Origin of the sequence: Methylobacterium oryzihabitans (genome assembly GCF_004004555.2) — a bacterium.
In the GTDB taxonomy this organism is placed as follows: Bacteria; Pseudomonadota; Alphaproteobacteria; order Rhizobiales; family Beijerinckiaceae; genus Methylobacterium; species Methylobacterium oryzihabitans.
Genome location: NZ_SACP01000014.1, coordinates 1 through 25,350, shown reverse-complemented (window position 1 = coordinate 25,350; position 25,350 = coordinate 1). Strand labels below are relative to the sequence as shown.

Genomic DNA, 25,350 nt, shown 5'->3' with positions numbered 1-25,350 from the left:
CTCGTCTCCATGGCCCGCATCACCCTCGACCACCTCGCCCACGCCTACGGGCCGGACCCGAAGGGCCCGCAGGACTATGCGCTGAAGGAGATCGACCACGTCTGGCGCCAGGGCGGCGCCTACGCGCTGCTCGGTCCGTCGGGCTGCGGCAAGTCCACCCTGCTCAACATCATCTCGGGGCTGGTCGTGCCCACCCGCGGGCGCATCCTGTTCGACGACCGCGACGTCACCACGGTGCCGACCGAAGGGCGCAACATCGCCCAGGTGTTCCAGTTCCCGGTGGTCTACGACACCATGACGGTGCGCGAGAACCTCGCCTTCCCGCTCAAGAACCGGCGGGTTCCGGCGGCCGACATCCGCTCGCGGGTCGAGGAGATCGCGGGCCTCCTCGACCTCGCCTCCGTCCTCGACCGCCGGGCCAACAACCTGACGGCCGACATGAAGCAGAAGATCTCCCTCGGCCGCGGCCTCGTGCGCCCGGACGTGGCCGCGATCCTGTTCGACGAGCCGCTCACCGTCATCGACCCGCACCTGAAATGGCAGCTCCGCTCGACGCTCAAGGAACTGCACCGCAAGCTCGACCTGACGATGATCTACGTCACCCACGACCAGACCGAGGCGCTGACCTTCGCCGACACCGTGGTGGTGATGCACGACGGCGCCGTCGTTCAGACCGGCACCCCCGACGAGCTGTTCGAGCGCCCGGCCCACACCTTCGTCGGCCACTTCATCGGCTCGCCCGGCATGAACCTGCTGCCGGCCCGGGTCGAGGGCGGCACCGCCCTGGTCGAGGGCCACGCGATCCCGCTCGCCCGCGCCTATCCGGACCTGCCGGCGGATCGGCGGATCGAACTCGGCGTGCGGCCGGAATACGTCCGGCTCGCTCCCCGCGGTCCCGGCCTGCCGGTGCGGGTGCGGCGGATCGACGACATCGGCCGCCAGCGCCTCGCCCGGGTCGAGCTCGGCGGGCGGCCCCTGGTCGCGACGGTGCCGGAGGGGCTTTCGGTCGACGGCGACGAGGCGTCGCTCGCCCTCGATCCGCGCCAGATCCACATCTACGCCGACGGCGCCCTGGTGCCCGGCCTGCCCGGAGGCGCCGCATGACCAAGACCGTCAACCAGCGCGCCTGGCTCCTCGTCCTGCCGGTCTTCGCGGTCGTGGCGTTCTCGGCGGTGCTGCCGCTGATGACCGTGGTCAACTACTCGGTCCAGGACACGTTCGGGAACAACCAGTTCTTCTGGAACGGCCTCGGCTGGTTCCAGGAGCTGCTCGACCCGTCGAGCCAGTTCGGCGAGCGGTTCTTCGACTCGCTGTGGCGCAACCTGCTGTTTTCCGCGATCATCCTCGCCATCGAGGTGCCGCTCGGCATCGTGGTGGCGTTGTCGATGCCGCGGGAGGGCCGCTCGGTCGCGTTCTGCCTCGTGCTGATGGCGCTGCCGCTGCTGATCCCGTGGAACGTCGTCGGCACGATCTGGCAGGTCTTCGCCCGCACCGACATCGGGCTGCTCGGCGCGTTCCTCAACCGGCTCGGGCTCGACTACAATTACGCCGGCAACGCGCTCGCCGCCTGGGCGACGATCGTGGTGATGGACGTCTGGCACTGGACCAGCCTCGTCGCGCTGCTGTGCTATGCCGGCCTGAAGTCGATTCCCGACGCCTATTATCAGGCCGCGCGCATCGACGGCGCGACCCGGTGGGCGGTGTTCCGCACCATCCAGTTGCCGAAGATGCGCCGCGTCCTGCTGATCGCCGTGCTGCTGCGGTTCATGGATTCGTTCATGATCTACACCGAGCCGTTCGTGCTCACCGGCGGCGGGCCCGGCAACGCCACCACCTTCCTGTCGATCGACCTCGTCAAGCTGGCGCTCGGCCAGTTCGACCTCGGCCGGGCGGCGGCGATGTCGCTGGTCTACAACCTCATCATCCTGGCGGTGTGCTGGGTGTTCTACACCGTGATGACCAACGCCGATGCCGGCGCCCGTCCGAGCACCGCCGAGGGCGACCCGGCCGACCACGCCGCCTCCGGCAGCCTGCCGCCCGCCACCACCATCGAACTCGACCGGAGGGCCGCCTGATGCGTGGGCGCCACGTCGTGATGACGCTCTACCTCCTGTTCCTGATGTTGCCGATCTACTGGCTCGTCAACATGAGCCTGAAGACCAACCAGGAGATCAACACCAGCATGACGCTGTGGCCGCAGGCCATCACGTTCGACAACTACATCCGGATCTTCACCGACCCGAGCTGGTACGGCGGCTATCTCAACTCGCTGTCCTACGTCGCGATCAACACGGTGCTGTCGATCGGGCTCGCGCTGCCGGCGGCCTACGCCTTCTCGCGCTACAGCTTCATCGGCGACAAGCACCTGTTCTTCTGGCTGCTGTCGAACCGGATGGCGCCGCCGGCGGTGTTCGCGCTGCCGTTCTTCAACCTCTATTCCGCGGTCGGGCTGTTCGACACGCCGTGGGCGGTGGCGCTGGCGCATTGCCTGTTCAACGTGCCGCTGGCGGTGTGGATTCTCGAAGGCTTCATGTCGGGCGTGCCGCGGGAGATCGACGAGACCGCGGCGATCGACGGCTACTCGTTCCCGCGCTTCTTCATCAGGATCTTCATGCCGCTGATCGCGTCGGGCATCGGGGTCGCGGCGTTCTTCTGCTTCATGTTCTCGTGGGTCGAACTGCTGCTCGCCCGCACGCTGACCTCGGTCGACGCCAAGCCGATCGCCGCCACCATGACCCGCACGGTCTCGGCCGCCGGCATGGATTGGGGCCTGCTGGCGGCGGCGGGCGTTCTGACCATCGTTCCGGGGGCGCTCGTGATCTGGTTCGTGCGCAACTACATCGCCAAGGGCTTCGCCCTCGGCCGGGTGTGATCGGGAGACGACGCGATGCCTGATTTCGCCTGGATGGCGTGGACGTGGCAGACCGCGACCTTCTTCGCGGTCATCGCCGGCCTGCTCGCCCTGATGACCGCGCTCGCGGTGTCGCGGCCGGAGACCGAGCGGGTCGGGATCCTGCGCATCCCGACCACGCGGGGCGACCGGCTGTTCCTGACGCTCGTCGGCGCCGCCTTCATCAACCTCGCGTGGCTCGGCCTCGTCGGCCCGAGCCTCGAATGGGCGCTCGCGCTCTCGCTCGTTTACGGGGCGGTGATGTTCCGCTTCGCTTAAGAAGGCCCGTCGCCACGTCCGGCAGCCAGCCGGCATCAGGCGGGTCGGTCACCACCGAGGGAGGACAACGATGATGAAACGCCACGCCCTGCTCACCGCCGCGAGCGCCCTCGCGCTCGGCCTCGCCGCCGGACCGGCCCTGGCCGGGATGGAGGAGGCCAAGCGCTGGGTCGACACCGAGTTCCAGCCCTCGACCCTGTCGAAGGAGGAGCAGCTCAAGGAGATGCAGTGGTTCGTCGATGCGGCGAAGCCCTTCGCCGGCATGGAGATCAACTTCGTCTCCGAGACCATCACCACGCACGAATACGAGGCCCGCACGCTGGCCAAGGCGTTCTCTGAGATCACCGGGATCAAGCTGCGCCACGACCTCCTGCAGGAGGGCGACGTGGTCGAGAAGATCCAGACCCAGATGCAGTCGGGCAAGAACATCTACGACGGCTGGATCAACGATTCCGACCTCGTCGGCACCCATTTCCGCTACGGCCAGACCGTCGCCCTGTCGGACTTCATGCAGGGCGAGGGCAAGGACGTCACCTCGCCGACCCTCGACCTCGACGACTTCATCGGCAGGTCGTTCGGCACGGGCCCGGACGGCAAGCTCTACCAGCTTCCCGACCAGCAGTTCGCCAATCTGTACTGGTTCCGCTACGACTGGTTCACCCGCCCCGACCTCAAGGAGAAGTTCAAGGCCAAGTACGGCTACGAGCTGGGCGTGCCGGTCAACTGGTCGGCCTACGAGGACATCGCCGAGTTCTTCACCAACGACGTGAAGGAGATCGACGGCGTCAAGGTCTATGGCCACATGGACTACGGCAAGAAGGACCCCAGCCTGGGCTGGCGCTTCACCGATGCGTGGCTGTCGATGGCCGGCAACGGCGACCGCGGCATCCCGAACGGCAAGCCGGTCGACGAGTGGGGCATCCGCATGGAGGGCTGCCGCCCGGTCGGCTCGTCGATCGAGCGCGGCGGCGACACCAACGGCCCGGCCGCGGTCTACTCGGTCACCAAGTACGTCGACTGGCTCAAGAAGTACGCCCCGCCCCAGGCCGCCGGCATGACCTTCTCGGAGTCGGGCCCGGTGCCCTCGCAGGGCAACGTCGCCCAGCAGATGTTCTGGTACACCGCCTTCACCGCCGACATGGTCAAGCCCGGGCTGCCGGTGGTGAACCAGGACGGCACGCCGAAGTGGCGCATGGCGCCCTCGCCGAAGGGGCCGTACTGGAAGGACGGCATGAAGCTCGGCTACCAGGATGCCGGTTCGCTCACCCTGCTGAAGTCGACCCCCCTGGAGCGGCGCAAGGCGGCGTGGCTTTACCAGCAGTTCATCGTCTCCAAGTCCGTCAGCCTGAAGAAGAGCCACGTCGGCCTCACCTTCATCCGCGAGAGCGACATCTGGGACAAGTCCTTCACCGAGCGGGCGCCGAAGCTCGGCGGCCTCGTCGAGTTCTACCGCTCGCCGGCCCGCGTGCAGTGGACCCCGACCGGCGTCAACGTGCCGGACTACCCCAAGCTCGCCCAGCTCTGGTGGCAGAACATCGGCGACGCCTCCTCGGGCGCCAAGACCCCGCAGGCGGCGATGGACGCGCTCGCCAACGCCCAGGACGACGTGATGGCGCGCCTGGAGCGCTCGAAGGTCCAGGGCGAGTGCGGCCCGAAGCTGAACCCGAAGACCTCGGCCGAGCACTGGTACGAGCAGGCCAAGAAGGACGGCACGCTGGCGCCGCAGCGCAAGCTCGCCGACGAGAAGCCGAAGGGTGAGACGGTCGACTACGACACCCTCATCAAGAGCTGGCCGGCCTCGCCGCCCAAGCGCAGCTGACCGCCAGAGAGCCGGGGCTTCCAGCTCCGGCTCTCCTTTCCGCGCGGCCGGGTTCCGCTATCCTGGCAACCGACGCTGCCACGGAGGTTGTCATGGCCTACTACTCACTCGAAGACGCCATCGCCCGCCTGCCCGAACTGCTCGCCAAGGCGACGGAGGGCGAGGAGGTCATCATCACCCGCCTCGACGAGGATCTGATCCAGCTCGTGCCGGCCGAGCCTCGGCCGATGACGAAGGAGGAGATCGACTGGCTGCGCGCCAATCGCGTGACCCTCTCCGAGCCCGTCGACTTCACCGCGCTCGTCCGCGAGATGCGGGATGAAGGCGTGTGAGCCGCATCTATTGCGACACCAACATCCTGCTTCCCGCCTTCGTGAAGGAAGCGGAGAGCCTCCGGATCGAGGCATGGCTGCACGATCCGGCGGTTCAGCCCGTCCTCTCCGACCTCGTCGTGCTGGAATTCTCGGCGACACTGTCCCGGCTGGTCCGTGAGCGAAGGGCGAAGGTGGACGAGGCGCGGGAGGTGGTCAGAGTCTTCACGATCTGGCGCCAAGCCCGCGGCCGCCCGCTGACCATCACCCGGCAGATGTTCGCCCTCGCCCGAATCATCGTCGAGGACGCGACCCTCGGCGTGCGCGGGCCCGACGCCCTGCACCTCGCGCTGCTGCAGGTCACGGGCCTGCCCTTCGCGACCTTCGACGCGCGGCTCGCCCGGGCGGCCGCCGGCCTCGGCCTGACCACGATGGAACCGCCACCCCTCTGACGAGCCGATCCATGTCCTCCCTCATCCTCGCCATCGACCAGGGCACCACCTCCTCGCGCGCCCTGCTGTTCCGGCCCGACACCGCGATCGCGGCCAGCGCGCAGGCGGAGTTTCCGCAGCACTTCCCGGCCTCGGGCTGGGTCGAGCACGAGCCGGAGGACCTCTGGCGCACCACCCTCGACACCTGCCGGGCGGCGCTGAAGCAGGCCGGCGCCGGGGCCGGCGACGTGGCGGCGATCGGCATCACCAACCAGCGCGAGACGACGGTGGTGTGGGACCGGAGCACCGGCGAGGCGGTGCACCGCGCGATCGTCTGGCAGGACCGCCGCTCGGCCGCGATCTGCGCCCGGCTCAAGGCGGACGGGCACGAGCCGCTGTTCTCCGCCCGGACCGGGCTGATCCTCGACCCGTACTTCTCCGGCACCAAGATCGCCTGGATCCTCGACAACGTGCCGGGCGCCCGCGCCCGGGCCGAGGCCGGGGAACTCGCCTTCGGCACGGTCGACTCCTATTTGCTGTGGCGCCTCACCGGCGGCCGGCTCCACGTCACCGACGCCACCAACGCCTCGCGCACCCTGCTCTACGACATCCATCGCGGCGCCTGGGACGAGGAGCTGATGGGGCTGCTGGGCGTGCCCGCCGCGATGCTGCCGGAGGTGCGCGACTCCTCGGGCGATTTCGGCACCACCGACCCGGAGCTGTTCGGGGCCGCGATCCCGATCCGCGGCGTCGCCGGCGACCAGCAGGCCGCCACCGTGGGGCAGGCCTGCTTCCGGCCCGGCATGGTCAAGTCGACCTACGGCACCGGCTGCTTCGCGCTGCTCAATACCGGCGCCCAGCCGGTCGCCTCGAAGAACAAGCTGCTCACCACCATCGCGTACCAGATCGGGGGGCAGCGCACCTACGCGCTGGAGGGCTCGATCTTCGTCGCCGGCGCCGCGGTGCAGTGGCTGCGCGACGGCCTGAAGGTCATCGGCTCGGCCGCCGAGACCGGGGAGCTGGCCGAGCGCGCCGACCCGGCCCAGGACGTCTACCTCGTGCCGGCCTTCGTCGGCCTCGGTGCGCCGCACTGGGAGCCCGACGCCCGCGGGGCTCTGTTCGGGCTCACCCGCGGCACCGGCCCGGCGGAACTCGCCCGCGCCGCCCTGGAGAGCGTGTGCTACCAGACCGCCGACCTTCTCGACGCGATGCGGGCCGACTGGCCCGACGGCGACGGCCGCGACACGGTGCTCCGGGTCGATGGCGGCATGGTCGCGTCGGACTGGACGATGCAGCGCCTCGCCGACCTGCTCGCCGCCCCGGTCGACCGCCCGGTCATCAAGGAGACGACGGCGATGGGGGCGGCCTATCTCGCCGGCCTCGCGGTCGGGATCTATCCCGAGCCCGAGCACTTCGCCGACCATTGGCGGCTGGAGCGCCGGTTCGCCCCGGCGATGGAGGAGCGGGTGCGAGAGCGCCGTCTGGCCGGGTGGCGCAAGGCGGTGTCGTGCCTCGTCGGGCGGTAGGAACGGTCCCGGGCGAGCCAGGCCAACGGGGCGGAAGACCGATGCTCGAGCCCGGGACCAGCGGCAAGGATCCTGAAATCCACCGCCGCTGCGACTGATCTGGGGTGGCGCGGGCGCCGCGGTGAGGGGGCCGGCGCGAATGCCGCAGGCGGACCGCCTGCCCGCTCAGCGGCCGGTGGCGCCGCGCGCCCCGGGCTCGCCGGCCCCGGTGGCGCTGCCGGCCGGCTGGCCCGGGCCGGATCCTCCGCTCGACGGGCCGGTGGTGCCGGTGGTCAGGCTGCCGTGTCCGGCCCCCGCGCCGCCCTGCCGGGAGGCGCCGGACTGGCCGCTCGCGCCGGTGCTGCTCGGGCTCGACGGGTCCGCACCGCGGCCGGTGCCGGACCCTGCGGCCCCGCCTCCCTGGGCGAGGGCGGGCGCGGTCCCTGCGAGCAGCAGAACGGCGAGGGCGAGGGCGAGGGGACGACGAGAGACCGTCATGGGCATCACTCCTGGATCCGGCGGCGGTCGGGCCGCCGGTACGCCCCAACCCAACGCCCGGGCCAGCCGGAAGATCGCCCGGTTCAGGCCGGCGGCGGCTGGCGCCGGAGGATCCGGTCCTCGAACCAGCCGCGCAGCAGCTCGCGCTCGTAGGCGAGGCCCGAGGCCGACGACAGGGTGCGGGCCCGCAGCAGGAAATTGATGTCGCTCACCGTCTCCTGCGCCGACAGCACCGGGCGGCCGCGCCGGGTCAGGGTGTAGCGCAGGCGGAAGCGCGGCGGGCTCACGTCGGTGACCACCCGCAGGCCGGTGCCGGCCCCCGGCCGCTCGAACCCGGCGAGGTCGATGTCGAGCACCTCGACCGCCAGCGTCTCGCCGGGCGGCAGGCGCCGGACGAGGTCGCGGACGATGCGTTCGACCTCCGCCAGGGTCACCCGCAGCGACAGGCCCGAGCCCCACCGGTTCTCCGCGTCGGTGTAGCGCTCGGGCATGACGAAGCGCAGGCTCAGCGGAGCCTGGGCCCCGGCGGGGACCGGGGCCAGCAGGGCGAGGGCGAGAAGCGCTCCGGCCCTCCTCCGGCTCATACGAAATCCGATTGATTGCCTCAGGCGATCCCTACGGGATCGCGTCGCCATGCGGATTCCGGCTTCGCTCATGCGCCGCGCGGGCTGGTGATACGAGATTCGGACGTCGTCTTCCGGATCTCGTCTCACTGCTTGGCCCGGTTGATGATCGCGAGCAGCGCCCGGGCCACCGGCTCTGTGATGGTGCGGCGGTACTTGCGGTGGACGAGCTGGCCGTTGTGGTAGATGTCCTGCTCGACGTAGAGGCGCTCTCCGTCCCAGCGGACGACGTTGTCGGATTCGGTGGTTTCCTCGACGCCCAGGTCGTTGCGCAGGGTCGGGGCGCTGGTGCTGCTGAACATTGGGGCTTCGCCTCCCGATCGCGGCCCGCCGGGCCGGACGCCGTTGATACACGTCCCGGCGGCGGCGCGCACGCGGATCCGGCGTCACGAATCGGCCGGGTCCTGCCGCCGCGCCGCCCGGATGCCGGGTGCGGCGAGGGCGGCCAGGAAGGCGGCGGCGGCGAGCAGCAGCCACGCCCCCGCCAGCCGGTAGGCGACGACGCCGACGACCCCGCCGGCCAGGAACGCCGCGACCGTGACGCCGTGCAGCCGCAGCGTCTCGCGGTTGCGGACCGCCTCCGGCGAGGCGGGATCGCCGCGCTGGTCGATGAGGTTGGCGAGCCCGATGCCGATGTCGGTGACCATGCCGGTGACGTGGGTGGTGCGCACCCGGGCCCCGGACAGGCGGGTCACCACGGCGTTCTGCAAACCCAGCAGCAGGCTGAGGCCGAGGATGAGGCCGAACCCGCGCACCCCCGGCGCCCCCCGCAGGTCGAGGCCGCCGAGTAATGCCAGCAGCACCGCCTCGGCCAGGATGCTGTAGGCGTAGACCCCGCGGATGCGCCGGCGGCGCCCGAGATTGATGAGCAGGGTCGAGGCCATCGCGCCGAGCACGAAGGCGGCGACGAGGACGAGCGCCTGGGCGGCGAGCCGCAGGTCGCCGAGGCCGAGATGGTCGGCGAGCGTCGAGACGTGGCCGGTCATGTTCGAGGAGAACAGCCCGACGGCGTCGAAGCCGGCGGCGTTGAGCGCCCCGGCGGTACCGGCGAGCGACCACGCCAGCCGCCGGTCGGCCTGGGGCGTGCGCGCGAGGCCCTCGTGGATCAGCATGGCTCCGCTTGTAGCGGGCGGCACGGAGGCCGGGGAAGATGCCTGGGTCTCAGGCCGGCAGCCGGCGGGGATCGGCGAGATCCCTGCGGATCCGCTGCGCGGCCTCCTGCACGGCCGGGTCTGTCCGGTCGCGGGGCTGGGGCGCCGCGAGGGCGTGGGTCGCCACGATGCGGCCCGGCTTGCCCGCCAGCACCACGACCCGGTCGGCGAGATGGACCGCCTCCTCGATGTCGTGGGTGACGAACAGGACGGTCTGGCCGGAGGCGCGGCGCAGCCGGGTGAGCTCGTCCTGGAGGCTCTCGCGGGTGAGCGCGTCGAGGGCCGAGAACGGCTCGTCCATCAGCAGCACGTGCGGCTCGACCGCCAGAGCCCGGGCGAGGGCGACCCGCTGGCGCTGGCCGCCGGAGAGCTGGAACGGCCAGCGGGCGGCGAGGTCGGCCAGCCCGACCCGCTCGAGGGCGGCGAGCGCCCGCCGGCGCCGCTCGGCCCGCGTCAGCCGCAGCTTCTCGAGCCCGAACGCGACGTTGTCGACCACCCGCCGCCACGGCAGCAGGCGCGAATCCTGGAACACCAGGGCGACGGCGCGCCGCCCGGGCTCGGGCGGGCTCACCGTCACGGTGCCGGCGCTCGGCGGCACGAGGCCGGCGATCACCCGCAGCAGCGTCGACTTGCCGACGCCCGAGGCCCCGACGATGGCCAGGAACTCCCCCGGCACGATGTCGAGGTCGAGGTCCGACAGCACCGTCGTGCGGGTGCCGTCGCGGGTGAAGGCCAGGGCGAGGCCCCGGATCCCGATCAGGCCCGCCATCGCAGCATCCGGCGCTGGAGGGCGGTGAAGGCGGCGTCGAACACGCCGTAGAGCAGCGCCATGGTGAGCATGTAGACGACCACGATCTCGGTCGCGAGCAGGGTCGAGGCCTGCATCATCCGCTGGCCGAGCCCGGCGACGCCGAAGATCTCGGCCGCCACCACCGCCATCCAGGCCTGCCCGATGGCGGTGCGCACCCCGACCAGGATGCCCGGCACGGCGGCCGGCCACACCACCTTGACGAGCCGCTCGGGCGCCGAGCGGAAGCCGAACGCCTCGGCGAGCTCGACGAGGTCGCGGTCGACCCCCCGGATCGCTCCGTGGCTGGCGAAGTAGACGATCCAGAACACCCCGACCGCGACGATGAACACCGCCGCCGCCGGGCTGACCCCGAACCAGATGATCGCGAACGGGACCCAGGCGAGGCCCGGCACCGGGCGCAGCACCCGCACCACCCAGGCGGTCAGCCCTTCCGCGGTGCGGAACAGGCCGGTGAGGGTGCCGGCCGCGAGCCCGAGGCCGATGCCGAGCCCGAGGCCCAGGAGATAGTGGCCGAGGCTGCCGCCGATGGCGGCGAGCCACTGGCCGGAGCGCAACTCGCGCAGGAACGCCTCGGGCACCGCCGAGGGCGGCGGCAGGAAGGCCGGGTTGACGAGCCCGGCGCGCGGGACCGCCTCCCAGAGGCAGAAGAAGGCGGCGAGCCCGGCGAGCGGGAGCAGGGCCGCGGTGCGCCGCCGCCTCACCGGCCGGCGACCGCGCGCTCGTAGAAGCGCGGCTCGAACAGGCCGTCGAGGGGGACCTCGCGGTCGAGGGCGCCGATCTTCACCTGATAGCGCTGCATCGCGGCGGTCGCCGCGACGATGGCGCGGGGATCGGCGGCGAAGCGGGTCGCTGGCGAGGCCAGCGCCCGGCGGATCGTGGCGCCGTCGACGAGGCCCTTGCCGAGCGCCGCCTCGACGATCGGCGCGACCCGGTCGGGCTCGCGCCGGATCAGGTCCACGGCCCGCACCACGCCCGACACCAGGGCCTCGGCGGTCGCGGGCTCGCGGTCGAGGACCGCGCGGGTGACGGCCACCACGGTGCCCGGCTGGTCGGGGAACATCGCGCCGCCGAGCGCCACGAGGCGGATCGCCGGGTCGCGGCCGGTGACGATCGCGACGGCCGGCTCGCGCAGGGTGCCGCCCTCGACGGCGCCGGCCAGGATCGCCTGCTGGGTCGCGTCGATCCCCATCGAGACGATCGAGACGTCCTTCGGGTCGGCCTTGGCGACCTCCCACAGCCAGTGCTGGAGCGTCGTGTTGGGCACCGAGCCGAGGGGCTGGGTGGCGAGCCGGGCCGGGGCGCCGGCGGCGGCGCGGTAACGGCGGAACGCTTCGGCCGGCGCCACGCCGGGCTCGAAGTGGCGGGCGAGGCGCGCCCCGGCGACGAAGACGTTCTCCTCGACGGCGGTGGCGGCCACGACCTTGACGTCGATACCGCGGGAGCGGGCGACGCCGAGCGGCGCCACGCCGGCGACGTAGACGTCCAGAGTGCCCGAGGCGAGGGCCTGGATCATGTTGGGGCCCGACTCGAAGGTCGTGACCTGGAGCGCGATCCCGGCCTCCTTGAGCCAGCCCTCGCGCTCGGCGACGAAGACCGGCGCGGCGGCGAGGATCGGGATCACACCGACCCGCAGCGGCGCAGTGCGGGCCTGCGCCCGTGCCGGCCCCGGCCGGGCGAGGGCCGCACCGGCGGCGAGGGTCGCGCCTGCACCCAGGATGTCGCGTCGCGTGAAGGTCATGGCGGGCCGGTGGAGCGGAAGGGAGAGGAGCGTGGCCTTAGGCCATTCCGCGACGCGAAGACAAGAAACCCCGAAAAATTAGAATATTATCCCATATATCACGGATAACATAGAAGATGATTATCTCTCTCGCGCCTGCGAGAGAAAGTCCGGCTTCGCCCCGCCGGGGCCCGATGGTGAACGCTGCCCTGCCGCCCCCCCTCGATTTGTCCCCCCGCCCGAAACCCGCGCTCCACCACCGCCGCGACGAACCGGCCCGTTCGCGTCGCGGATACCCCACGGCCGGTGGAGCGGTCGGAGTCCCTCAACCCGTCTCCGGCAAGACCGGGCTCGACGGACGGGCGCGTCGGGACGGACCCGGCGCGGCCGGTCCGCGGGCGCCGCGGCGCCCGTCACCGGCAAGGAGAGGCCCGGCCACGACCATCCGCCCCGATCTCGTCTACCGGAGCGTCCTGCGGGGACCGCGGGACCCGTCGCTGCTGCGCGACGAGCTCCTGAGCGAGATCGTCGCCGCCTCGCCCCGCCGGCGCCCGGACCACGCCGCGATCGTGTCCGGCGACGAGCGGATCACCGATGCCGAGCTGGAGGCCCGCGCCGACCGCTTCGACACGATCGAGATCGGCGACCAGTGCTTCGTCGCCGACGAGGTGGTCGGCGACGAGGAGATCCGCCGCGGCTGGATGACGACCCGGCGCGTCCGCACCGGCGCGCGGGTCTTCCTCGGCAACGATTCGGTGCTGCCGCCGGGCGCCGACATCCCCGACGGCTGCCTCATCGGCATCAAGTCGAAGCCGCCGGCCGACGCGATGGCGCCGGGCGAGATCCGGTTCGGCAGCCCGCCGCTGCGCCTGCCGGTGCGCCAGCGCGTCGAGGGCGCGGCCGGCGCCACCACCTTCCGGCCCCCGGCGTGGCGCCGATGGCTGCGGGCGGTGTTCGAGCTGTTCAGCGCCTCGATGCCGACGATGATGTTCATCACGCTGGGCACCTACGCGGCGGAATACGTCCTCCTGCCCGCGGTGCGGTCGCAGGGCGCCGGCCCCTTCGCGCTGATCTTCGTCGCCACCGGCACGGCCTGCGCGCTGCTGCTGGCCGGGACGGTGCTCGCCGTGAAGTGGCTGACGATGGGCCGCTACACCCCGGGCCACCGCGGCCTGTGGTCGTGGTGGGCCCTGCGCACCGAGGCGGTGACCACGCTGTACTGGGGCACCGCCGGGGCGATCCTGCTCGACGCCCTGCGCGGCACGCCGATGCTGCCGGTCGCCCTGCGGCTGTTCGGCGCCCGGGTCGGGCACGGGGTCTTCCTCGACAGTACCGACCTCACGGAGTTCGACTGCGTGCGCATCGGCGATCACGCGGCGATCAACGCCACCGCCAACCTGCGGACCCACCTGTTCGAGGACCGGGTGATGAAGGTCGGGACGATCGCGGTCGGGCGCGGCGTCAGCGTCGGCGCCCTGACGACGGTGCTGTACGACACCCGGATCGGCGACGACGCCCGCCTCGGCCCGCTCGCCATCGTGCTGAAGGGCGAGGGTCTCCCGCCGCACACCGAATGGACCGGCGCCCCGGCCCGGCCGCGGCCGGTGGCGCGGGCGGCGTGATCGGGGCCGGCGGCGGCCTCCCCAGCGGAACCCCTGCCGCCGGCTCGCGTCCTCGGATACAAGGCAGGGCAACGCAGACCGTGCCCGAGGCGGACGACCCGATCCATGCAGGACCTGACCCGCGACCATTCCGACGAATCCGCCCTGGTCGATGCCGAGCGGCATTCCGCCGGCTTCCGTCAGGTCCGCGAGGCGCGCCGGCTCGAACTGGTCGAGGATTACGTCGAGCTGATCGCCGACCTCATCGGCGACGGCGGCGAGGCGCGGCAGGTCGACATCGCCGCCCGCCTCGGCGTCGCCCAGCCCACCGTCGCCAAGATGCTCAAGCGCCTCGCCGAGGACGGGCTGGTGCAGCAGCGCCCCTATCGCGGCGTCTTTCTCACCGAGGCCGGCCGGGCGCTCGCCGCCGAGGCGCGGGAGCGCCACCGCATCGTCGAGGGGTTTCTGCTCGCCCTCGGCGTCAGCCCCGACGTGGCGCGCTGCGACGCCGAGGGCATCGAGCACCATGTCAGCCGCGAGACCCTGGAGGCTTTCCGCCGCTTCACCGCCGGGCGTACCGGCGCGTGAGCGGCGGGTCGCGGTTCAGGCGGTGAGCCAGGGAAGGTCGCCGGATTCGTCCCAGGCGCACGCGCCCGCGAGGTCGGCCGCGAACATCGCGTCGAGACGCCGCCGCTCGGCCTCGACCACCGGGCCGTCCACAGCCACCGGGCGGCAGCGGCCGGGCGCCTGTGCCGGCACGAACTCCGGGTCGTGCAGCGGCGCGTCGGAGCCGGCGAACCAGGGACGCGAGCCGAGATCGAGGTAGCTCTCCGCCGGCAATCCTTCGGCGAGCAGGATGTCGTGGGCATCCAGTTCGACGTGCCAGTAGGTCACCGCCCCGACCGGCATCCGGGCGAGGCTGGTGCCGTTGACGAGGCTCATCACCGGCACGAGGTGGTCGCCGACCAGCACCGGGTGGCCCGGCGAGAGCAGGAGGTCGCGCACGGGCAGGCCGTCCCCGAACGCTCCGGCGCGGATGCGCACCGGCTGCTGGCTGAAGGCCAGGGGGCGGCCACCGCCGTCGAGGGTGCGCGCGCCGATCCAGCGGACCGGGCGCGTCGCGCCGCCGACCGTGACCGCGCGATCGCCGACGCGAAGCTCCTCCACCGCGACCTCGCCGCGCGCCGTGCGGAGGCGGGTGCCGGTGGCAAAGCAGATCACGTCGGCGACGAACACGTCGTCGACGCTGTTGGTGTCGTTGGGCACGAGGTTGGTGGCGCGACTGTCGAAGGCGACGCGGCTGCCGTCGGACGACAGGGTGGGGCTGACGAAGTTGGCGCCGTTGCTCTGGGTCCCGTCGGCGGCGGTGGAGACGCGGGTGAGCGTGCCGGTGGTCAGGTCCTTCACGAACACGTCGGTCGACAGGTTGGTGTCGCCGGGTACGAGGTTGTCGGCGAAGCTGGTGAACGCGACCTTGGTTCCGTCGGCGGAGATCCGGGCGATGCCGGTGGCATCGCCGCTGCTCTGGGTGCCGTCGCTGGCGGTGGAGACGCGGGTGATGGCGCCCGTGGTCAGGTTCTTCACGAACACGTCGGCGCCGAGGTTGGTGTCGCCCGCCACGAGGTTGTCGGCGCGGCTGACGAAGGCGACGAGGTTGCCGTCGCGCGACAGCGAGGCGCCGGTGCTGACGCCGTTGCCCTGGCTGCCGTCGGCGGCGGTCGAGGCCCTGGTGATCGCGCCGGTGGTCAGGTTCTTGACGTAGACGTCGGTGACGCCATTGGTGTCGCCGGCCACGAGGTTGGTGGCGTCGCTCTGGAAGGCGACGTGGCGGCCGTCGACGGACATCGACGCGAGGACGCTGCCGGCATCGGCCTGGGTCCCGTCGGCGGCGGTCGAAACGCGGGTGAGCGTGCCGGTGATCAGGTCCCTGACGAAGACGTCGGAACTGACGTTCGTGTCGTTCGGCAGGAGATTCGTGCTGCGGCTCGCGAACGCGACCGTCCGGCCGTCGCCCGACAGCGACACGTCCGAGGTGTCCTGGTTCCCGCGGGTGCCGTCGGCGGCGGCCGACGCGATGGTGAACGCGCCGCTTCCCAGAGTCTTGACGACGGCCTGGGCCGATCCGCCGGGGATGCCGAGGTTGCTCCGGAACGCCACGGCGCTGCCGTCGGCGGCGAGCGAGGGCGCGACATTGAAGCTGTCGATCGGCGTGCCGTCGCCCAGTTCCGAGGCCCGGGTCACCGCGCCCGTGGTCAGGTTCTTGACGTAGACGCCGAGGGTCAGCGGCGCCGCGGCCGGGGCGACGAGGTCGCTCGCCTGGCTCTGGAAGGCGACGAGGGTGCCGTCGCCGGAGATCGAGGCTCCGCTGGCCGAGCCGTCGCTCTGGGATCCGTCCGGGTTGGTCGAAGCGCGGGTGATGCTCATCGGCTGTGTCCTCTCCGCGCGACGCGGCGTCGGCCGGCCCGGGCTGGATCGTGGATCGGGGGCGTCGTCGAGTCGGGGGTGGGTCGATCATCGGCCGCCGGCCGGGATCCGCCGTCGCGGAGTGGGATCGTCGCCGGAGACGAGACCCGCCCGCGGGACAGCCCGGGCAGGCATGCCGCAGGGTCGCGGCGATCCGTGCCGGGAGGATGACTTGCGGGCCGATCGCGGATTCTCGCCGGTGTAGTCATGGGATGCATGCGCAAGTCGAGGACCGCGTCGCCCGCAGGTCGGGCGGAGCGCGGCGATCGGCCATCGGATTGGTTCTCGGCGCGATTTAAACGGGATGATGAGGATCCGGTCCAGCCGGATCCTCGCATCATCCGATGCACGTGACTCGAACGTGCCAATTTTGCGACATCATCTTTTCGGATGAGGCCGGCCAATACTTATAGTACTGCCGATCTGATACCTACGGAGCTGTCGCCACGATGCTGCAAGCCTGTGGCAAAGCAGCGATCGATGGCGTCGTTCTGCGATCGAACCGTCGTGGTTCCGTCATCGCAACACTGAGCAACAATGTCGGACGCGGTGTGCCTTTGCGGCGCAATGCTCTCGACGACCTGGGATCCACCGGGACGACGGCGGCCGATGCCTGGACGCAGGCGGTCGGCGCCAGAAGGCCCGAAACCCGCCGGGCTGGGCCGGCGGGCGTGGTCGAGGGGATTGTCCGGCTCCGCCGCCGGTGCGCCGCCTCAGCGCGGGATCAGCACCCAGTAGTCGAGGTCGAGGATCACCGCCGGGTCGACCCCGTCGCCGACCTTGTCCGGGAAGGCGCCGCAGGGCTGGTTCTTGGTCGCGACGGTGCGCAGGCGCAGCGCCCCGACGTCGCTGCGGCCGGGCAGGTCGGCGACGTCGAGCACCTCGCTCCAGGCGTAGACGGTGTCACCGGAGAACAGCGGCGCGACGTGGCGCCCGGCATTGATGCCGGCGATCGAGAAGGCGTTGGCGAGCCCGTTGAAGCTCAAGGCCCGGGCGAGCGAGATGACGTGGCCGCCATAGATCAGCCGGCGCCCGAACCGGGTGTCCCTGGTCGCCAGCGCGTCGAAATGCACCTTGGCGGTGTTCTGGAACAGCCGGGTGGCGATCTGGTGCTCGGCCTCCTCGACGGTCATGCCGTCGACGTGGTCGATGCGCTCGCCCGGCGCATAGTCGCCGAACCGGTGCGGGCTGCCGGCGAGCGCCGCGTCGTAGGCCGCCGGGTCGAGGAGCGGCAGGCTGGCAGCGAGGTCGGCCGGCGCCACCGCCTTGGCGAGGTCCGGCACCGCCTCGGCGGCGATGGCCGCCGCGGGGTCGCGCTTGCGCACCAGCACCCAGCGGCAATAGCTCAGCACCGCCTCGCCCGCCGCGTCGTACCCGGTCGAGCGCACGTACACGACGCCGGTCTGGCGGTTGGAGCTTTCCTTGAGGCCGATCACCTCGGAGACCGAGGACAGGGTCTCGCCCGGATAGACCGGCCGCAGGAAGCGGCCCTCGGCATAGCCGAGATTGGCCAGCGCGTTGAGCGAGATGTCCGGCACGGTCTTGCCGAACACGACGTGGAACACCAGGAGATCGTCGAGCGGCGCGCGCCGGTAGCCGAAGCCGGTCGCGAAGGCGTCCGAGGACTGCACCGCGAAGCGCGGCCCATAGAGCGCGGTGTAGAGCGCCACGTCGCCCTCGGTAACGGTGCGCGGCGTGGCGTGGCGGATGGTCTCGCCGAGACGGAAATCCTCGAAGAAGCGGCCCGGATTGGTCTTCATCGTCGCCCCTGGGTGCGGAGGGGCCGCGCGCAGCCCCGCTTGTCGAGAGCGGATGTCGCATGACGCGCGTCAGGCCGCGACAGGTTCTTTCGTCGATCCTCGCATCGGATCAGCCGCCGGCCGCGGCGGCGAGGCGGCGAGCGAGGTCGGGGCCGTCGCCGACGATGCGGAAGGTCTTGATCCGGGCGGTGGCGCCGGCGGCGAGGTGTATCGCCGCGGCAGGGCAGCCGAGGGCCTGCCGCAGCACGGCCCGGATCGCCGCGTTGGCGGCGCCGTCCTCCGGCGCCGCCCGGACCCGGACCTTCAGCACGGCGAGGCCGTCGGCCCGGACCTCGATGCCGTCGATCCCGTCGCGCCCGCCCCGCGGCGTGGCGCGCACCCGCAGGTCGAGCCCTTCGGGCCGGACCTGCCAGGGCAGGGCGGGCGCGCTCACGCGTTCAGGCGAGGCCGGCGAACAGCTCGAACATCAGGTTGCGCAGGAAGAACAGCCCGAGGACCAGGATGATCGGCGAGATGTCGATGCCGCCGAGATTGGGCAGGACGCGGCGGATCGGACGCAGCACGGGGTCGGTGACCCGGAACAGGAAGTCGCCGATCTGCGACACGATCGGGTTGCGCACGTTGACCACGTTGAACGCGACGAGCCAGCTCAGCACCGCGCTGGCGATCAGCAGGTAGACGTAGATCGTGATGATGTTGTCGATGAGCCAGAGAAGCGAGCGCATGCGCGGCGTAGGTCCTCGTTGCCCGGCCCGTCGCTGCGCGGTGCGGAGCGCATGGTCGATGCGGGAAGGGAATTGACACGCTGAGGAGGGCCGTCCATAAGGCGCCCACCCCGGACGGGGCTGTAGCTCAGATGGGAGAGCGCCGCAATCGCACTGCGGAGGTCAGGGGTTCGAATCCCCTCAGCTCCACCAACCACCCCGCGGAACGGTTGATCGTTCCTGACGGCGGTTGGTGAGACCGGTTGGTAACCCGAACAATCGAACCGTTCAGAACGTCGGCGGCGTGCAGGCGCTCACCACCTCGCACGGGTTCGGCCCGACGCAGCGGAAACGGTGCGGCCGGCGGCTGGTGAAGTAGTAGGCGTCCCCCGGTCCGAGGATGCGGCGCTCGTCGCCGACCGTCACCTCCAGCCGCCCCGACAGCACGATCCCGCCCTCCTCGCCGTCATGGACCAGCGGCACCCGCCCGGTATCGGCGCCGGGCTCGTAGCGCTCCCGGAGGATCTGGAGCGCGCGGCCGAACAGGCTGTCGCCGACCTGCCGGTAGGAGATCCGGCCCTTGCCGATCTCCACCAGGTCCTCGGCGGCGTAGAACGCCCGCTCGGCCGGCTCCGGCGCCAGGGAGAAGAACTCGGCCAGCCCGATCGGCACCGCGTCGAGGATGCGCTTGAGCGCCCCGACCGACGGGTTGCTCTGCCCGGATTCGATCAGCGAGATCGTCGAGTTCACCACCCCGGCGCGCTTGGCCAGCGCCCGCTGCGACAGGCCGTAGCGGATTCGCACGAGGCGCAGCCGCGCCCCCACCTCGTCGTTGCTCACCCCGGCTCCTGTTGAGGGTGTTGCGCAAGCCGCAACACTGCGGCGCTCCCCGAGCCGTGTCAAAGGCTTGCGGCCGACGAGAAAAGGTCTTGTTGGCCGCGCCGGAACGGCGAGTCTGGCGGCGACCGATCCCGCGAGCGGGACCACCAGGAACGCCCCGATGAACGCCCCGATCCGCACCAACCGCCCGAGCCTCGACGCCTACTGGATGCCGTTCACGGCCAACCGCCAGTTCAAGGCCGCGCCGCGCCTGCTCGTCGCGGCCGAGGGCATGCACTACACCGCCGACGACGGCCGCACCGTCCTCGACGGCACCGCCGGGCTGTGGTGCGTCAATGCCGGCCACGGCCGCCGCCGGATCGCCGAGGCGGTCGAGCGCCAGCTCGCCACCCTCGACTTCGCGCCCTCGTTCCAGATGGGCCACCCGGCCGCCTTCGCCTTCGCCGAGCGGCTGGCCGCCGTGGCGCCGGGGCCGGACGGACAGCGCCTCGACCGGGTGTTCTTCACCGGCTCGGGCTCCGAATCGGTCGACACCGCGCTCAAGATCGCGCTCGCCTACCAGCGCGCCATCGGCCAGGGCACCCGCACCCGGCTCGTCGGGCGCGAGCGCGGCTACCACGGGGTCGGATTCGGCGGCATCACGGTCGGCGGCCTCGTCAACAACCGCCGGGTGTTCCCGCTCCTGCCCGGGGCCGACCACCTGCGCCACACCCACGACCTCGCCCGCAACGCCTTCGTGCGCGGCCAGCCCGAGCACGGCGCCGAGCTCGCCGACGACCTCGAGCGGATGGTCGCCCTGCACGGGGCCGAGACGATCGCCGCGGTGATCGTCGAGCCGGTGGCCGGCTCGACCGGCGTGCTGGTGCCGCCGCTGGGCTACCTCGAGCGCCTGCGCGAGATCGCCACCCGCCACGGCATCCTGCTGATCTTCGACGAGGTCATCACCGGCTTCGGCCGCCTCGGCGCGCCCTTCGCCACCGACTATTTCGGCGTCGTCCCGGACCTCGTCACCACCGCCAAGGGCATCACCAACGGCACGATCCCGATGGGCGCGGTCTTCGCCGGCCGCCACGTCCACGACGCGCTGATGCACGGGCCCGAGGGCGCGATCGAGCTCTTTCACGGCTACACCTATTCCGGCCACCCGGTCGCCTGCGCGGCCGGCCTCGCCACCCTCGACATCTACGAGGAGGAGGGGCTGCTCACCCGCGCGACGGAGCTGCAGGAGGTCTGGCACGACGCGATGCACTCCCTGCGCGGGGCGCCGCACGTCATCGACGTCCGCACCATCGGCATGGTCGCGGGCATCGAGCTCGACCCGCGCGCCGGGGCGCCGGGGTCGCGGGCCTACGACGTGTTCGTCGACTGCTTCGAGAAGGGCCTGCTGATCCGCGTCACCGGCGACATCGTCGCCCTGTCGCCGCCGCTGATCGCCGAGCGCGCCGACATCGACACTATGGTGTCGATGCTCGGCGACGCGCTGAAGCGGGCGGCGTGATCCCGATCCTCGACCTGTTCGACGAGAGCCTCCACGGCAACGACCGGCTGTGGATGCCGTGCCGCGGACGCGACACGGCCGCACGGCTCGCGGGAGCGGTGCGGCCAGCGCGGGGGATGACCGCTCGGGCGGGGGAAGCGGAGCTCTGCCCGAGACGGATTCAGACGATGGTGACGTCGCCGGCGGTCAGCGTCGGGTTGCCCGACAGGGTCGCCAGCAGCACGTTGCCGCTCGCCGCCCCGCCCGGCTCCCACCACAGGCGGCCCGAGCCCGTCTCGTAGAACAGCGCCGCCGACGGGGCGCTCGTCGGAACCGCCATCCCGGTCAGCAGCCGGATCTCCGACAGGCGCGACGGATCGACGAGGCCCGACAGCTGCACCTCCAGCTTGTCCACCCCCGACGTGAAGTCCGTCACCGTGTCCATCGAGGTCTTGCCGTCCGCGGCGGCGAACACGAAGGTGTCGGCGCCCGCCCCGCCGGTGAGCCGGTCGTAGCCGATGCCGCCCGCCAGCCGGTCGTTGCCGGCTCCGCCGTCGATCGTGTCGCTGCCGGCTCCGCCGAGGAGCAGGTCGTCACCGTCCTCGCCGAACAGCAGGTCGGCGCCGTTGAGGCCGGCCAGCGTGTCGCCGCCGCCGCCGCCGCGCAGGATGTCGGCCGCCGCGCTGCCGGTGAGGCTGTCGTCGTAGCCCGAGCCGACGAGGGCCGAGATGCGGTTGTAGCGGTCGCCGGCGGCGTCGCCGGTGTTGTTGGCGGCATTGCCGAGGTCGGCGGTGAGGCCGGCTGCGGCGGAGGCGTAGGAGGCGGTGTTGGCGCCGTCGCCGCCGATGAGCTGGTCTGCGCCGGCGCCGCCGTCGAGGGTGTCGTCGCCGGCGCCGCCGTCGAGGCGGTCGTCGCCGGCACCGCCCGACAGCATGTCGTTGCCGCCGAGACCCTGGAGGACGTTGGCCAAGCCCGAGCCGACGATCGTGTCGCCGGAGGCGGTGCCGGTGGCATGGGCGATGCCGACCAGGGTGTCGCGGCCGCCGAAACCGTCCGTCGCGAGACCTCCCGCCAGGTTGACGGAAACGCCGGCGGTCCCGCCGTCGGCGGCGTCCAGGCTGTAATCGACGGTGTCGGAGGCGAGCGGGCTCGACCCGACGAACAGGTCGTCGCCGGCGAGGCCGACGAAGCGCGTTCCGCCGGGGCCGCTGCGCAGGGTGTTGGCGCCGGCGTTGCCGATCAGCGTGGTGCCGTACGGCGTCGCGGTGCTGGTGAGGGTCTCGAACCCGTCGGCGAGCCGGATGACGCCCCGGCCGGTGAACTCGACGGTGTCGATGCCCGCCGTCGCCGGCAGGAACGGCGCCACCGAGGCGTCGCCGACCGTCAGGACGCGGCTGCCGTCGGGATTGCGCCGCACCACCGCGTCGACCGCGTCGGTGAGGGCGACGTCCGTCGAACCCAGGACATCGCCCGACACGTCGTCGATCCTGCGGAACCGCAGCGTCTCGATCCCGGTGAGTTGATCGGTGCCCTGGTTGTCGACGGAGCCGGTGTCGATCACCGTGTAGACGTCGGTGTCGAGGTCGCGCACGACGACCAGCCGCGACAGGTCGCCCGCGTAGAGCGCGACGTCGATGCCGGTGCCGCCGTCGATCACGTCGTTGCCGGCACCGCCGCCGATCGTGTCGTTGTCGGCTCCGCCGGAGAGCGTGTCGTCGCCGGCCGCGCCGCTGAGCTTGTCGTTCTGGTCGTTGCCGGAGAGGCTGTCGTTCAGGGCGGTGCCGAACAGGTCGTCGATGACGCCGTCCACCCCGCCGCGGGACCGCCGGACCGCGCCGGTCGACACGGTGTTCTCGGTCGCGTAGGCGCGGATGTAGTCGATGCGCAGGCTCGGATCGTCGGCGAGCGTCCCGGCATTCGGCAGGCCGGCCCAGTTGCCGCCCACCGCGAGGTTGGCGATCATGTACATCGACCGGTTCTGGAGGTCGGCCGGCGTCGCGGCGCTGCCGACGGCCACGCCGTCGAAGTACCACGTGATGGTCTTCGGGCCCCAATCCATTCCGAAGGTGTGATAGTCGGCGTTGAGGTCCGGGGTCAGGTTCAGGAACGTGTCGGCCGTGCGCTTGCCGGTCACGCCGCTATGCGCGGCCACGAGGGAGTTGAACGGGCTCTGCCCGAGCATCTCGACCACGTCGAGTTCGGTGATCGCGCCGCCGTCGACCGGGAGCAGCCAGAATGCCGGCCACAGCGCCTGGCCGGCCGGCATCTTCGCGCGCATCTCGAAGTAGCCGTAGGTCTGCTGGAACGACGAGAAGCTCGAGATCAGGCCGGAATAGTACTTGCGGTTCCCGGCCCAGGACAGGGCTTGGGCCGGAGTCTCGCGCGCCGTGATCTCCAGGCTGCCGTCCTGCACCGAGAACGGGTTCAGGCCGAGGGCCTCCGGCGCCGACTTCGCCGGGGCGCCGCGAAACTCGGAATCGACGTAGACCTGCTGCTCGCCCCGGGTCGGATTGGTGAAGCCGGAGAAGCCGTCCCGCGGGAAACGGGTCGTCCAGGTGCCGTCGACGCCGTTGAAGCGGTCGAAGGTGTCGAACTCGTCGCCGAAGGTCTGGGTCCACTTCGAGGTGTCGAGGCCGGACCTGAAGTCGTCGGCGCTGAAGTTCTGGACGGCCTGGTTGAGGAAGCGCAGCGTCTCGCCGTTGCCGAGGTTCAGGACGACGGTGGTGTCGTCCTGAACCATCGCCGCCTTGATCTGGTCGAACGAGGTGAGCCCGTAGCCGACGAGGCTGACGATCGACGCGCTGGTCGGCCCGGCCTTGAAGTCGCCGATGGCGTCGGAGCCGTTGCCGGCACGGACCACGAACACGTCGGTGCCGCCGCCGCCGTAGAGCAGGTCGTCGCCGGCCCCGCCGTCGAGGACGTTGTTGCCGGCGTGGCCGCGGACGATGTTGGCGAGGGCGTTGCCGTAGCCGGACTTGTTGCTCGACCCGGACAGGGTCAGGTTCTCGACGTTCCGGGCCAGGACCGTGGTCGGCAGGTACGAGATGACCGTGTCGATGCCGCCGTTCTCGTCCTCGTCGACGACGTCGCCGGGATCGTCGACGTAGTAGGTGTCGTCGCCGAGGCCGCCGACCATGGTGTCGGCGCCGCTGAGGCCGGCGAGGGCGTCGTTGTCCGGAGTGCCGACGACAAGGTCGTTGAAGCCGTCCCGGGCCCGGACCATGGGACCGGGGATCGCGCTCGGGGGCGGAGCGGTCCAGATGGGCGTCTGCGTATCCGACATAGCTACCGCTGACCTCGATTGACCGCGTGATCGTCGCAATTCGTCGGGAGATCTCACCGATGCCGGCACGGCCAGAACGCACGATTGACAACTTGTGATCGTCCCGCGGGGAGATCAAAAACTTGTAATCGAATAGCTCTAACGCTCTGCTTCCGAATCGTCCCCGATGACTCGCAGAGAACGCGCAGCAATTCCAGGCGGTGTCAACTCACTTATGACAGTCTCTCGCAATCTTGAGGCGATGAGCTGCGATCGCGTGCCGCGCGGGATGTCGCGTGTCGGCGTTGCAACAGATGAGCCGCAGATCCGCGCCGGCGCGGAGGCCGGCGCGGCCTCGGCGATCTTCGTCCCGGCGACGGCGACTTCGTCACGACCATCGGCCGCGATCCGGTCGATTGCCGCTGCGACGCATGATGCGGAGGTCGCACGATACCAACGGTCATTGAAGATGACCTTTGGTTCTGCTCTCGAATTTCCGCTGGTACCAACGACGAAAGGCGCGGAGCCGGGCTCCGCGCCTTTCGCATCGTCCCCCGGCCGCTCGGCCGGGTCACCAGTGTCCGATCCTACGATGTCCGATCGATCGCTCGGCGATCCCTGCGGGATCGTGGCGATTGCCGTGCCATCGCTTCGCGATGCGGAAACCGACCTCGCTCAGGTGTGTGGAGCCTCCGGCTCCCTCACACGATGGTGACGTCGCCGGCGGTGAGCGTCGGAGTGCCCGACAGGGTCGCCAGCAGCACGTTGCCGCTCGCCGCCCCGCCCGGCTCCCACCACAGGCGGCCCGAGCCCGTCTCGTAGAACAGCGCCGCCGACGGCGCGCTCGTCGGAACCGCCATCCCGGTCAGCAGCCGGATCCCCGACAGGCGCGACGGATCAACGAGGCCCGACAGCTGCACCTCCAGCTTGTCCACCCCCGACGTGAAGTCCGTCACCGTGTCGGACGAGGTCTTGCCGTCCGCGGCGGCGAACACGAAGGTGTCGGCGCCGGCCCCGCCGGTGAGCCGGTCGTAGCCGGCGCCGCCCGCCAGCCGGTCGTTGCCGGCTCCGCCGTCGAGCATGTCGCTGCCGGCTCCGCCGAGGAGCAGGTCGTCACCGTCCTCGCCGAACAGCAGGTCGGCGCCGTTGAGGCCGGCCAGCGTGTCGCCGCCGCCGCCGCCGCGCAGGATGTCGGCCGCCGCGCTGCC

Annotated in this window: 25 protein-coding genes and 1 tRNA gene; 12 read left to right on the top strand and 14 right to left on the bottom strand. The window is 71.5% G+C overall.

Annotated elements, in window-relative coordinates:
- Positions 1-9: 9 nt before the first annotated feature.
- The 8 genes from EOE48_RS15285 to glpK all read left to right on the top strand — a co-directional run bounded on the left by EOE48_RS15285 (position 10) and on the right by glpK (position 7,256).
- Positions 10-1,104 (top strand): ABC transporter ATP-binding protein, encoded by a 1,095-nt coding sequence (locus tag EOE48_RS15285; RefSeq protein ID WP_127730600.1) that lies wholly within the window; start codon positions 10-12, stop codon positions 1,102-1,104.
- Complete coding sequence (locus EOE48_RS15280; RefSeq protein WP_127730598.1) at positions 1,101-2,075, top strand: carbohydrate ABC transporter permease; 975 nt, start codon at positions 1,101-1,103, stop codon at positions 2,073-2,075. The genes EOE48_RS15285 and EOE48_RS15280 overlap by 4 nt, the downstream gene beginning before the upstream one ends.
- Positions 2,075-2,872: a carbohydrate ABC transporter permease gene (locus EOE48_RS15275; protein WP_127730596.1), complete on the top strand. Its 798-nt coding sequence runs from the start codon at positions 2,075-2,077 to the stop codon at positions 2,870-2,872. The genes EOE48_RS15280 and EOE48_RS15275 overlap by 1 nt, the downstream gene beginning before the upstream one ends.
- 15 nt (positions 2,873-2,887) lie before the next feature.
- Positions 2,888-3,169, top strand: a complete 282-nt coding sequence (locus EOE48_RS15270) for a DUF2160 domain-containing protein (protein ID WP_127730594.1) — start codon at positions 2,888-2,890, stop codon at positions 3,167-3,169.
- A gap of 73 nt (positions 3,170-3,242) precedes the next feature.
- Entirely contained in the window at positions 3,243-4,988 is a 1,746-nt protein-coding gene (locus EOE48_RS15265) for an ABC transporter substrate-binding protein (RefSeq protein ID WP_127730825.1), read from the top strand.
- A gap of 92 nt (positions 4,989-5,080) precedes the next feature.
- Positions 5,081-5,320 carry a type II toxin-antitoxin system Phd/YefM family antitoxin gene (locus EOE48_RS15260; RefSeq protein WP_127730592.1) on the top strand — a complete coding sequence of 80 codons (240 nt, stop codon included), beginning with the start codon at positions 5,081-5,083 and terminating at the stop codon, positions 5,318-5,320.
- A complete protein-coding gene (locus EOE48_RS15255) occupies positions 5,317-5,751 on the top strand; it encodes a type II toxin-antitoxin system VapC family toxin (RefSeq protein WP_127730590.1) in 435 nt (144 codons plus the stop codon). Before EOE48_RS15260 ends, EOE48_RS15255 begins: the two co-directional genes overlap by 4 nt.
- Positions 5,752-5,762: 11 nt before the next feature.
- Positions 5,763-7,256, top strand: a complete 1,494-nt coding sequence (glpK, locus tag EOE48_RS15250) for a glycerol kinase GlpK (RefSeq protein WP_127730588.1) — start codon at positions 5,763-5,765, stop codon at positions 7,254-7,256.
- Between the two features lie 165 nt (positions 7,257-7,421).
- On the opposite strand, the gene EOE48_RS15245 is transcribed toward glpK, so the two are convergent.
- From EOE48_RS15245 to EOE48_RS15215, 7 genes are all read right to left on the bottom strand, one after another.
- The gene (locus tag EOE48_RS15245) at positions 7,422-7,733 is read right to left on the bottom strand and encodes a hypothetical protein (RefSeq protein ID WP_127730586.1); all 312 of its coding nucleotides are present in this window, start codon (positions 7,731-7,733) and stop codon (positions 7,422-7,424) included.
- Between the two features lie 83 nt (positions 7,734-7,816).
- Entirely contained in the window at positions 7,817-8,317 is a 501-nt protein-coding gene (locus tag EOE48_RS15240) for a DUF3016 domain-containing protein (RefSeq protein ID WP_127730584.1), read from the bottom strand.
- A 125-nt stretch (positions 8,318-8,442) separates the two neighbouring features.
- Entirely contained in the window at positions 8,443-8,658 is a 216-nt protein-coding gene (locus tag EOE48_RS15235; RefSeq protein WP_127730581.1) for a hypothetical protein, read from the bottom strand.
- An 84-nt stretch (positions 8,659-8,742) separates the two neighbouring features.
- Positions 8,743-9,468, bottom strand: a complete 726-nt coding sequence (locus tag EOE48_RS15230) for a YoaK family protein (RefSeq protein WP_127730580.1) — start codon at positions 9,466-9,468, stop codon at positions 8,743-8,745.
- A 49-nt stretch (positions 9,469-9,517) separates the two neighbouring features.
- Positions 9,518-10,276: an ABC transporter ATP-binding protein gene (locus EOE48_RS15225; RefSeq protein WP_127730578.1), complete on the bottom strand. Its 759-nt coding sequence runs from the start codon at positions 10,274-10,276 to the stop codon at positions 9,518-9,520.
- A complete protein-coding gene (locus EOE48_RS15220) occupies positions 10,264-11,019 on the bottom strand; it encodes an ABC transporter permease (protein WP_127730576.1) in 756 nt (251 codons plus the stop codon). The genes EOE48_RS15225 and EOE48_RS15220 overlap by 13 nt, the downstream gene beginning before the upstream one ends.
- On the bottom strand, positions 11,016-12,056 hold the full coding sequence (locus EOE48_RS15215; protein ID WP_127730574.1) for an ABC transporter substrate-binding protein: 1,041 nt from the start codon (positions 12,054-12,056) through the stop codon (positions 11,016-11,018). Before EOE48_RS15215 ends, EOE48_RS15220 begins: the two co-directional genes overlap by 4 nt.
- Positions 12,057-12,604: 548 nt before the next feature.
- Here EOE48_RS15215 and EOE48_RS15210 point away from each other — a divergent pair.
- Positions 12,605-13,657 (top strand): hypothetical protein, encoded by a 1,053-nt coding sequence (locus EOE48_RS15210; RefSeq protein ID WP_127730573.1) that lies wholly within the window; start codon positions 12,605-12,607, stop codon positions 13,655-13,657.
- 105 nt (positions 13,658-13,762) lie between these two features.
- Complete coding sequence (gene mntR, locus EOE48_RS15205) at positions 13,763-14,224, top strand: manganese-binding transcriptional regulator MntR (protein ID WP_127730571.1); 462 nt, start codon at positions 13,763-13,765, stop codon at positions 14,222-14,224.
- A 15-nt stretch (positions 14,225-14,239) separates the two neighbouring features.
- Here the strand turns inward: mntR and EOE48_RS29220 are convergent, their stop codons facing one another.
- The 4 genes from EOE48_RS29220 to EOE48_RS15185 all read right to left on the bottom strand — a co-directional run bounded on the left by EOE48_RS29220 (position 14,240) and on the right by EOE48_RS15185 (position 18,584).
- Positions 14,240-16,060 (bottom strand): Hint domain-containing protein, encoded by a 1,821-nt coding sequence (locus EOE48_RS29220; RefSeq protein ID WP_127730569.1) that lies wholly within the window; start codon positions 16,058-16,060, stop codon positions 14,240-14,242.
- Between the two features lie 752 nt (positions 16,061-16,812).
- Complete coding sequence (locus EOE48_RS15195; RefSeq protein ID WP_127730567.1) at positions 16,813-17,859, bottom strand: MaoC family dehydratase; 1,047 nt, start codon at positions 17,857-17,859, stop codon at positions 16,813-16,815.
- Between the two features lie 109 nt (positions 17,860-17,968).
- Entirely contained in the window at positions 17,969-18,277 is a 309-nt protein-coding gene (locus EOE48_RS15190; protein ID WP_127730823.1) for a DUF167 family protein, read from the bottom strand.
- Positions 18,278-18,296: 19 nt separating this feature from the next.
- A complete protein-coding gene (locus tag EOE48_RS15185) occupies positions 18,297-18,584 on the bottom strand; it encodes a YggT family protein (protein ID WP_127730565.1) in 288 nt (95 codons plus the stop codon).
- 116 nt (positions 18,585-18,700) lie between these two features.
- Between EOE48_RS15185 and EOE48_RS15180 the strand changes: the two genes are divergently transcribed.
- Positions 18,701-18,776, top strand: a tRNA-Ala gene (locus EOE48_RS15180).
- A 75-nt stretch (positions 18,777-18,851) separates the two neighbouring features.
- On the opposite strand, the gene EOE48_RS15175 is transcribed toward EOE48_RS15180, so the two are convergent.
- Positions 18,852-19,403 carry a cupin domain-containing protein gene (locus EOE48_RS15175; protein WP_127730563.1) on the bottom strand — a complete coding sequence of 184 codons (552 nt, stop codon included), beginning with the start codon at positions 19,401-19,403 and terminating at the stop codon, positions 18,852-18,854.
- A gap of 160 nt (positions 19,404-19,563) precedes the next feature.
- Between EOE48_RS15175 and aptA the strand changes: the two genes are divergently transcribed.
- Positions 19,564-20,901: an omega-aminotransferase AptA gene (gene aptA, locus EOE48_RS15170; RefSeq protein ID WP_127730561.1), complete on the top strand. Its 1,338-nt coding sequence runs from the start codon at positions 19,564-19,566 to the stop codon at positions 20,899-20,901.
- Between the two features lie 160 nt (positions 20,902-21,061).
- Here aptA and EOE48_RS15165 read toward each other — a convergent pair whose 3' ends face one another.
- Together EOE48_RS15165 and EOE48_RS15160 are read right to left on the bottom strand one after the other, a co-directional pair.
- Positions 21,062-24,103 (bottom strand): family 16 glycosylhydrolase, encoded by a 3,042-nt coding sequence (locus tag EOE48_RS15165; RefSeq protein ID WP_187371430.1) that lies wholly within the window; start codon positions 24,101-24,103, stop codon positions 21,062-21,064.
- 740 nt (positions 24,104-24,843) lie between these two features.
- Positions 24,844-25,350 (bottom strand): M10 family metallopeptidase C-terminal domain-containing protein (locus EOE48_RS15160; RefSeq protein WP_127730557.1); only part of this gene is annotated, 507 nt, incomplete at its 5' end.

What these genes read in the sequence shown, in the direction of transcription:
- EOE48_RS29220 (WP_127730569.1), bottom strand. Translation starts at nt 16,060, where the DNA reads ATGAGCATCACCCGCGCTTCGACCAACCCGGACGGATCCCAGAGCGAC.
- EOE48_RS15260 (WP_127730592.1), top strand. Translation starts at nt 5,081, where the DNA reads ATGGCCTACTACTCACTCGAAGACGCCATCGCCCGCCTGCCCGAACTG.
- EOE48_RS15265 (WP_127730825.1), top strand. Translation starts at nt 3,243, where the DNA reads ATGAAACGCCACGCCCTGCTCACCGCCGCGAGCGCCCTCGCGCTCGGC.
- EOE48_RS15280 (WP_127730598.1), top strand. Translation starts at nt 1,101, where the DNA reads ATGACCAAGACCGTCAACCAGCGCGCCTGGCTCCTCGTCCTGCCGGTC.
- mntR (WP_127730571.1), top strand. Translation starts at nt 13,763, where the DNA reads ATGCAGGACCTGACCCGCGACCATTCCGACGAATCCGCCCTGGTCGAT.
- EOE48_RS15245 (WP_127730586.1), bottom strand. Translation starts at nt 7,733, where the DNA reads ATGACGGTCTCTCGTCGTCCCCTCGCCCTCGCCCTCGCCGTTCTGCTG.
- EOE48_RS15235 (WP_127730581.1), bottom strand. Translation starts at nt 8,658, where the DNA reads ATGTTCAGCAGCACCAGCGCCCCGACCCTGCGCAACGACCTGGGCGTC.
- EOE48_RS15230 (WP_127730580.1), bottom strand. Translation starts at nt 9,468, where the DNA reads ATGCTGATCCACGAGGGCCTCGCGCGCACGCCCCAGGCCGACCGGCGG.
- EOE48_RS15270 (WP_127730594.1), top strand. Translation starts at nt 2,888, where the DNA reads ATGCCTGATTTCGCCTGGATGGCGTGGACGTGGCAGACCGCGACCTTC.
- glpK (WP_127730588.1), top strand. Translation starts at nt 5,763, where the DNA reads ATGTCCTCCCTCATCCTCGCCATCGACCAGGGCACCACCTCCTCGCGC.
- EOE48_RS15195 (WP_127730567.1), bottom strand. Translation starts at nt 17,859, where the DNA reads ATGAAGACCAATCCGGGCCGCTTCTTCGAGGATTTCCGTCTCGGCGAG.
- EOE48_RS15275 (WP_127730596.1), top strand. Translation starts at nt 2,075, where the DNA reads ATGCGTGGGCGCCACGTCGTGATGACGCTCTACCTCCTGTTCCTGATG.
- EOE48_RS15165 (WP_187371430.1), bottom strand. Translation starts at nt 24,103, where the DNA reads ATGGTCCGGGCCCGGGACGGCTTCAACGACCTTGTCGTCGGCACTCCG.
- EOE48_RS15215 (WP_127730574.1), bottom strand. Translation starts at nt 12,056, where the DNA reads ATGACCTTCACGCGACGCGACATCCTGGGTGCAGGCGCGACCCTCGCC.
- EOE48_RS15225 (WP_127730578.1), bottom strand. Translation starts at nt 10,276, where the DNA reads ATGGCGGGCCTGATCGGGATCCGGGGCCTCGCCCTGGCCTTCACCCGC.
- EOE48_RS15185 (WP_127730565.1), bottom strand. Translation starts at nt 18,584, where the DNA reads ATGCGCTCGCTTCTCTGGCTCATCGACAACATCATCACGATCTACGTC.
- aptA (WP_127730561.1), top strand. Translation starts at nt 19,564, where the DNA reads ATGAACGCCCCGATCCGCACCAACCGCCCGAGCCTCGACGCCTACTGG.
- EOE48_RS15285 (WP_127730600.1), top strand. Translation starts at nt 10, where the DNA reads ATGGCCCGCATCACCCTCGACCACCTCGCCCACGCCTACGGGCCGGAC.
- EOE48_RS15240 (WP_127730584.1), bottom strand. Translation starts at nt 8,317, where the DNA reads ATGAGCCGGAGGAGGGCCGGAGCGCTTCTCGCCCTCGCCCTGCTGGCC.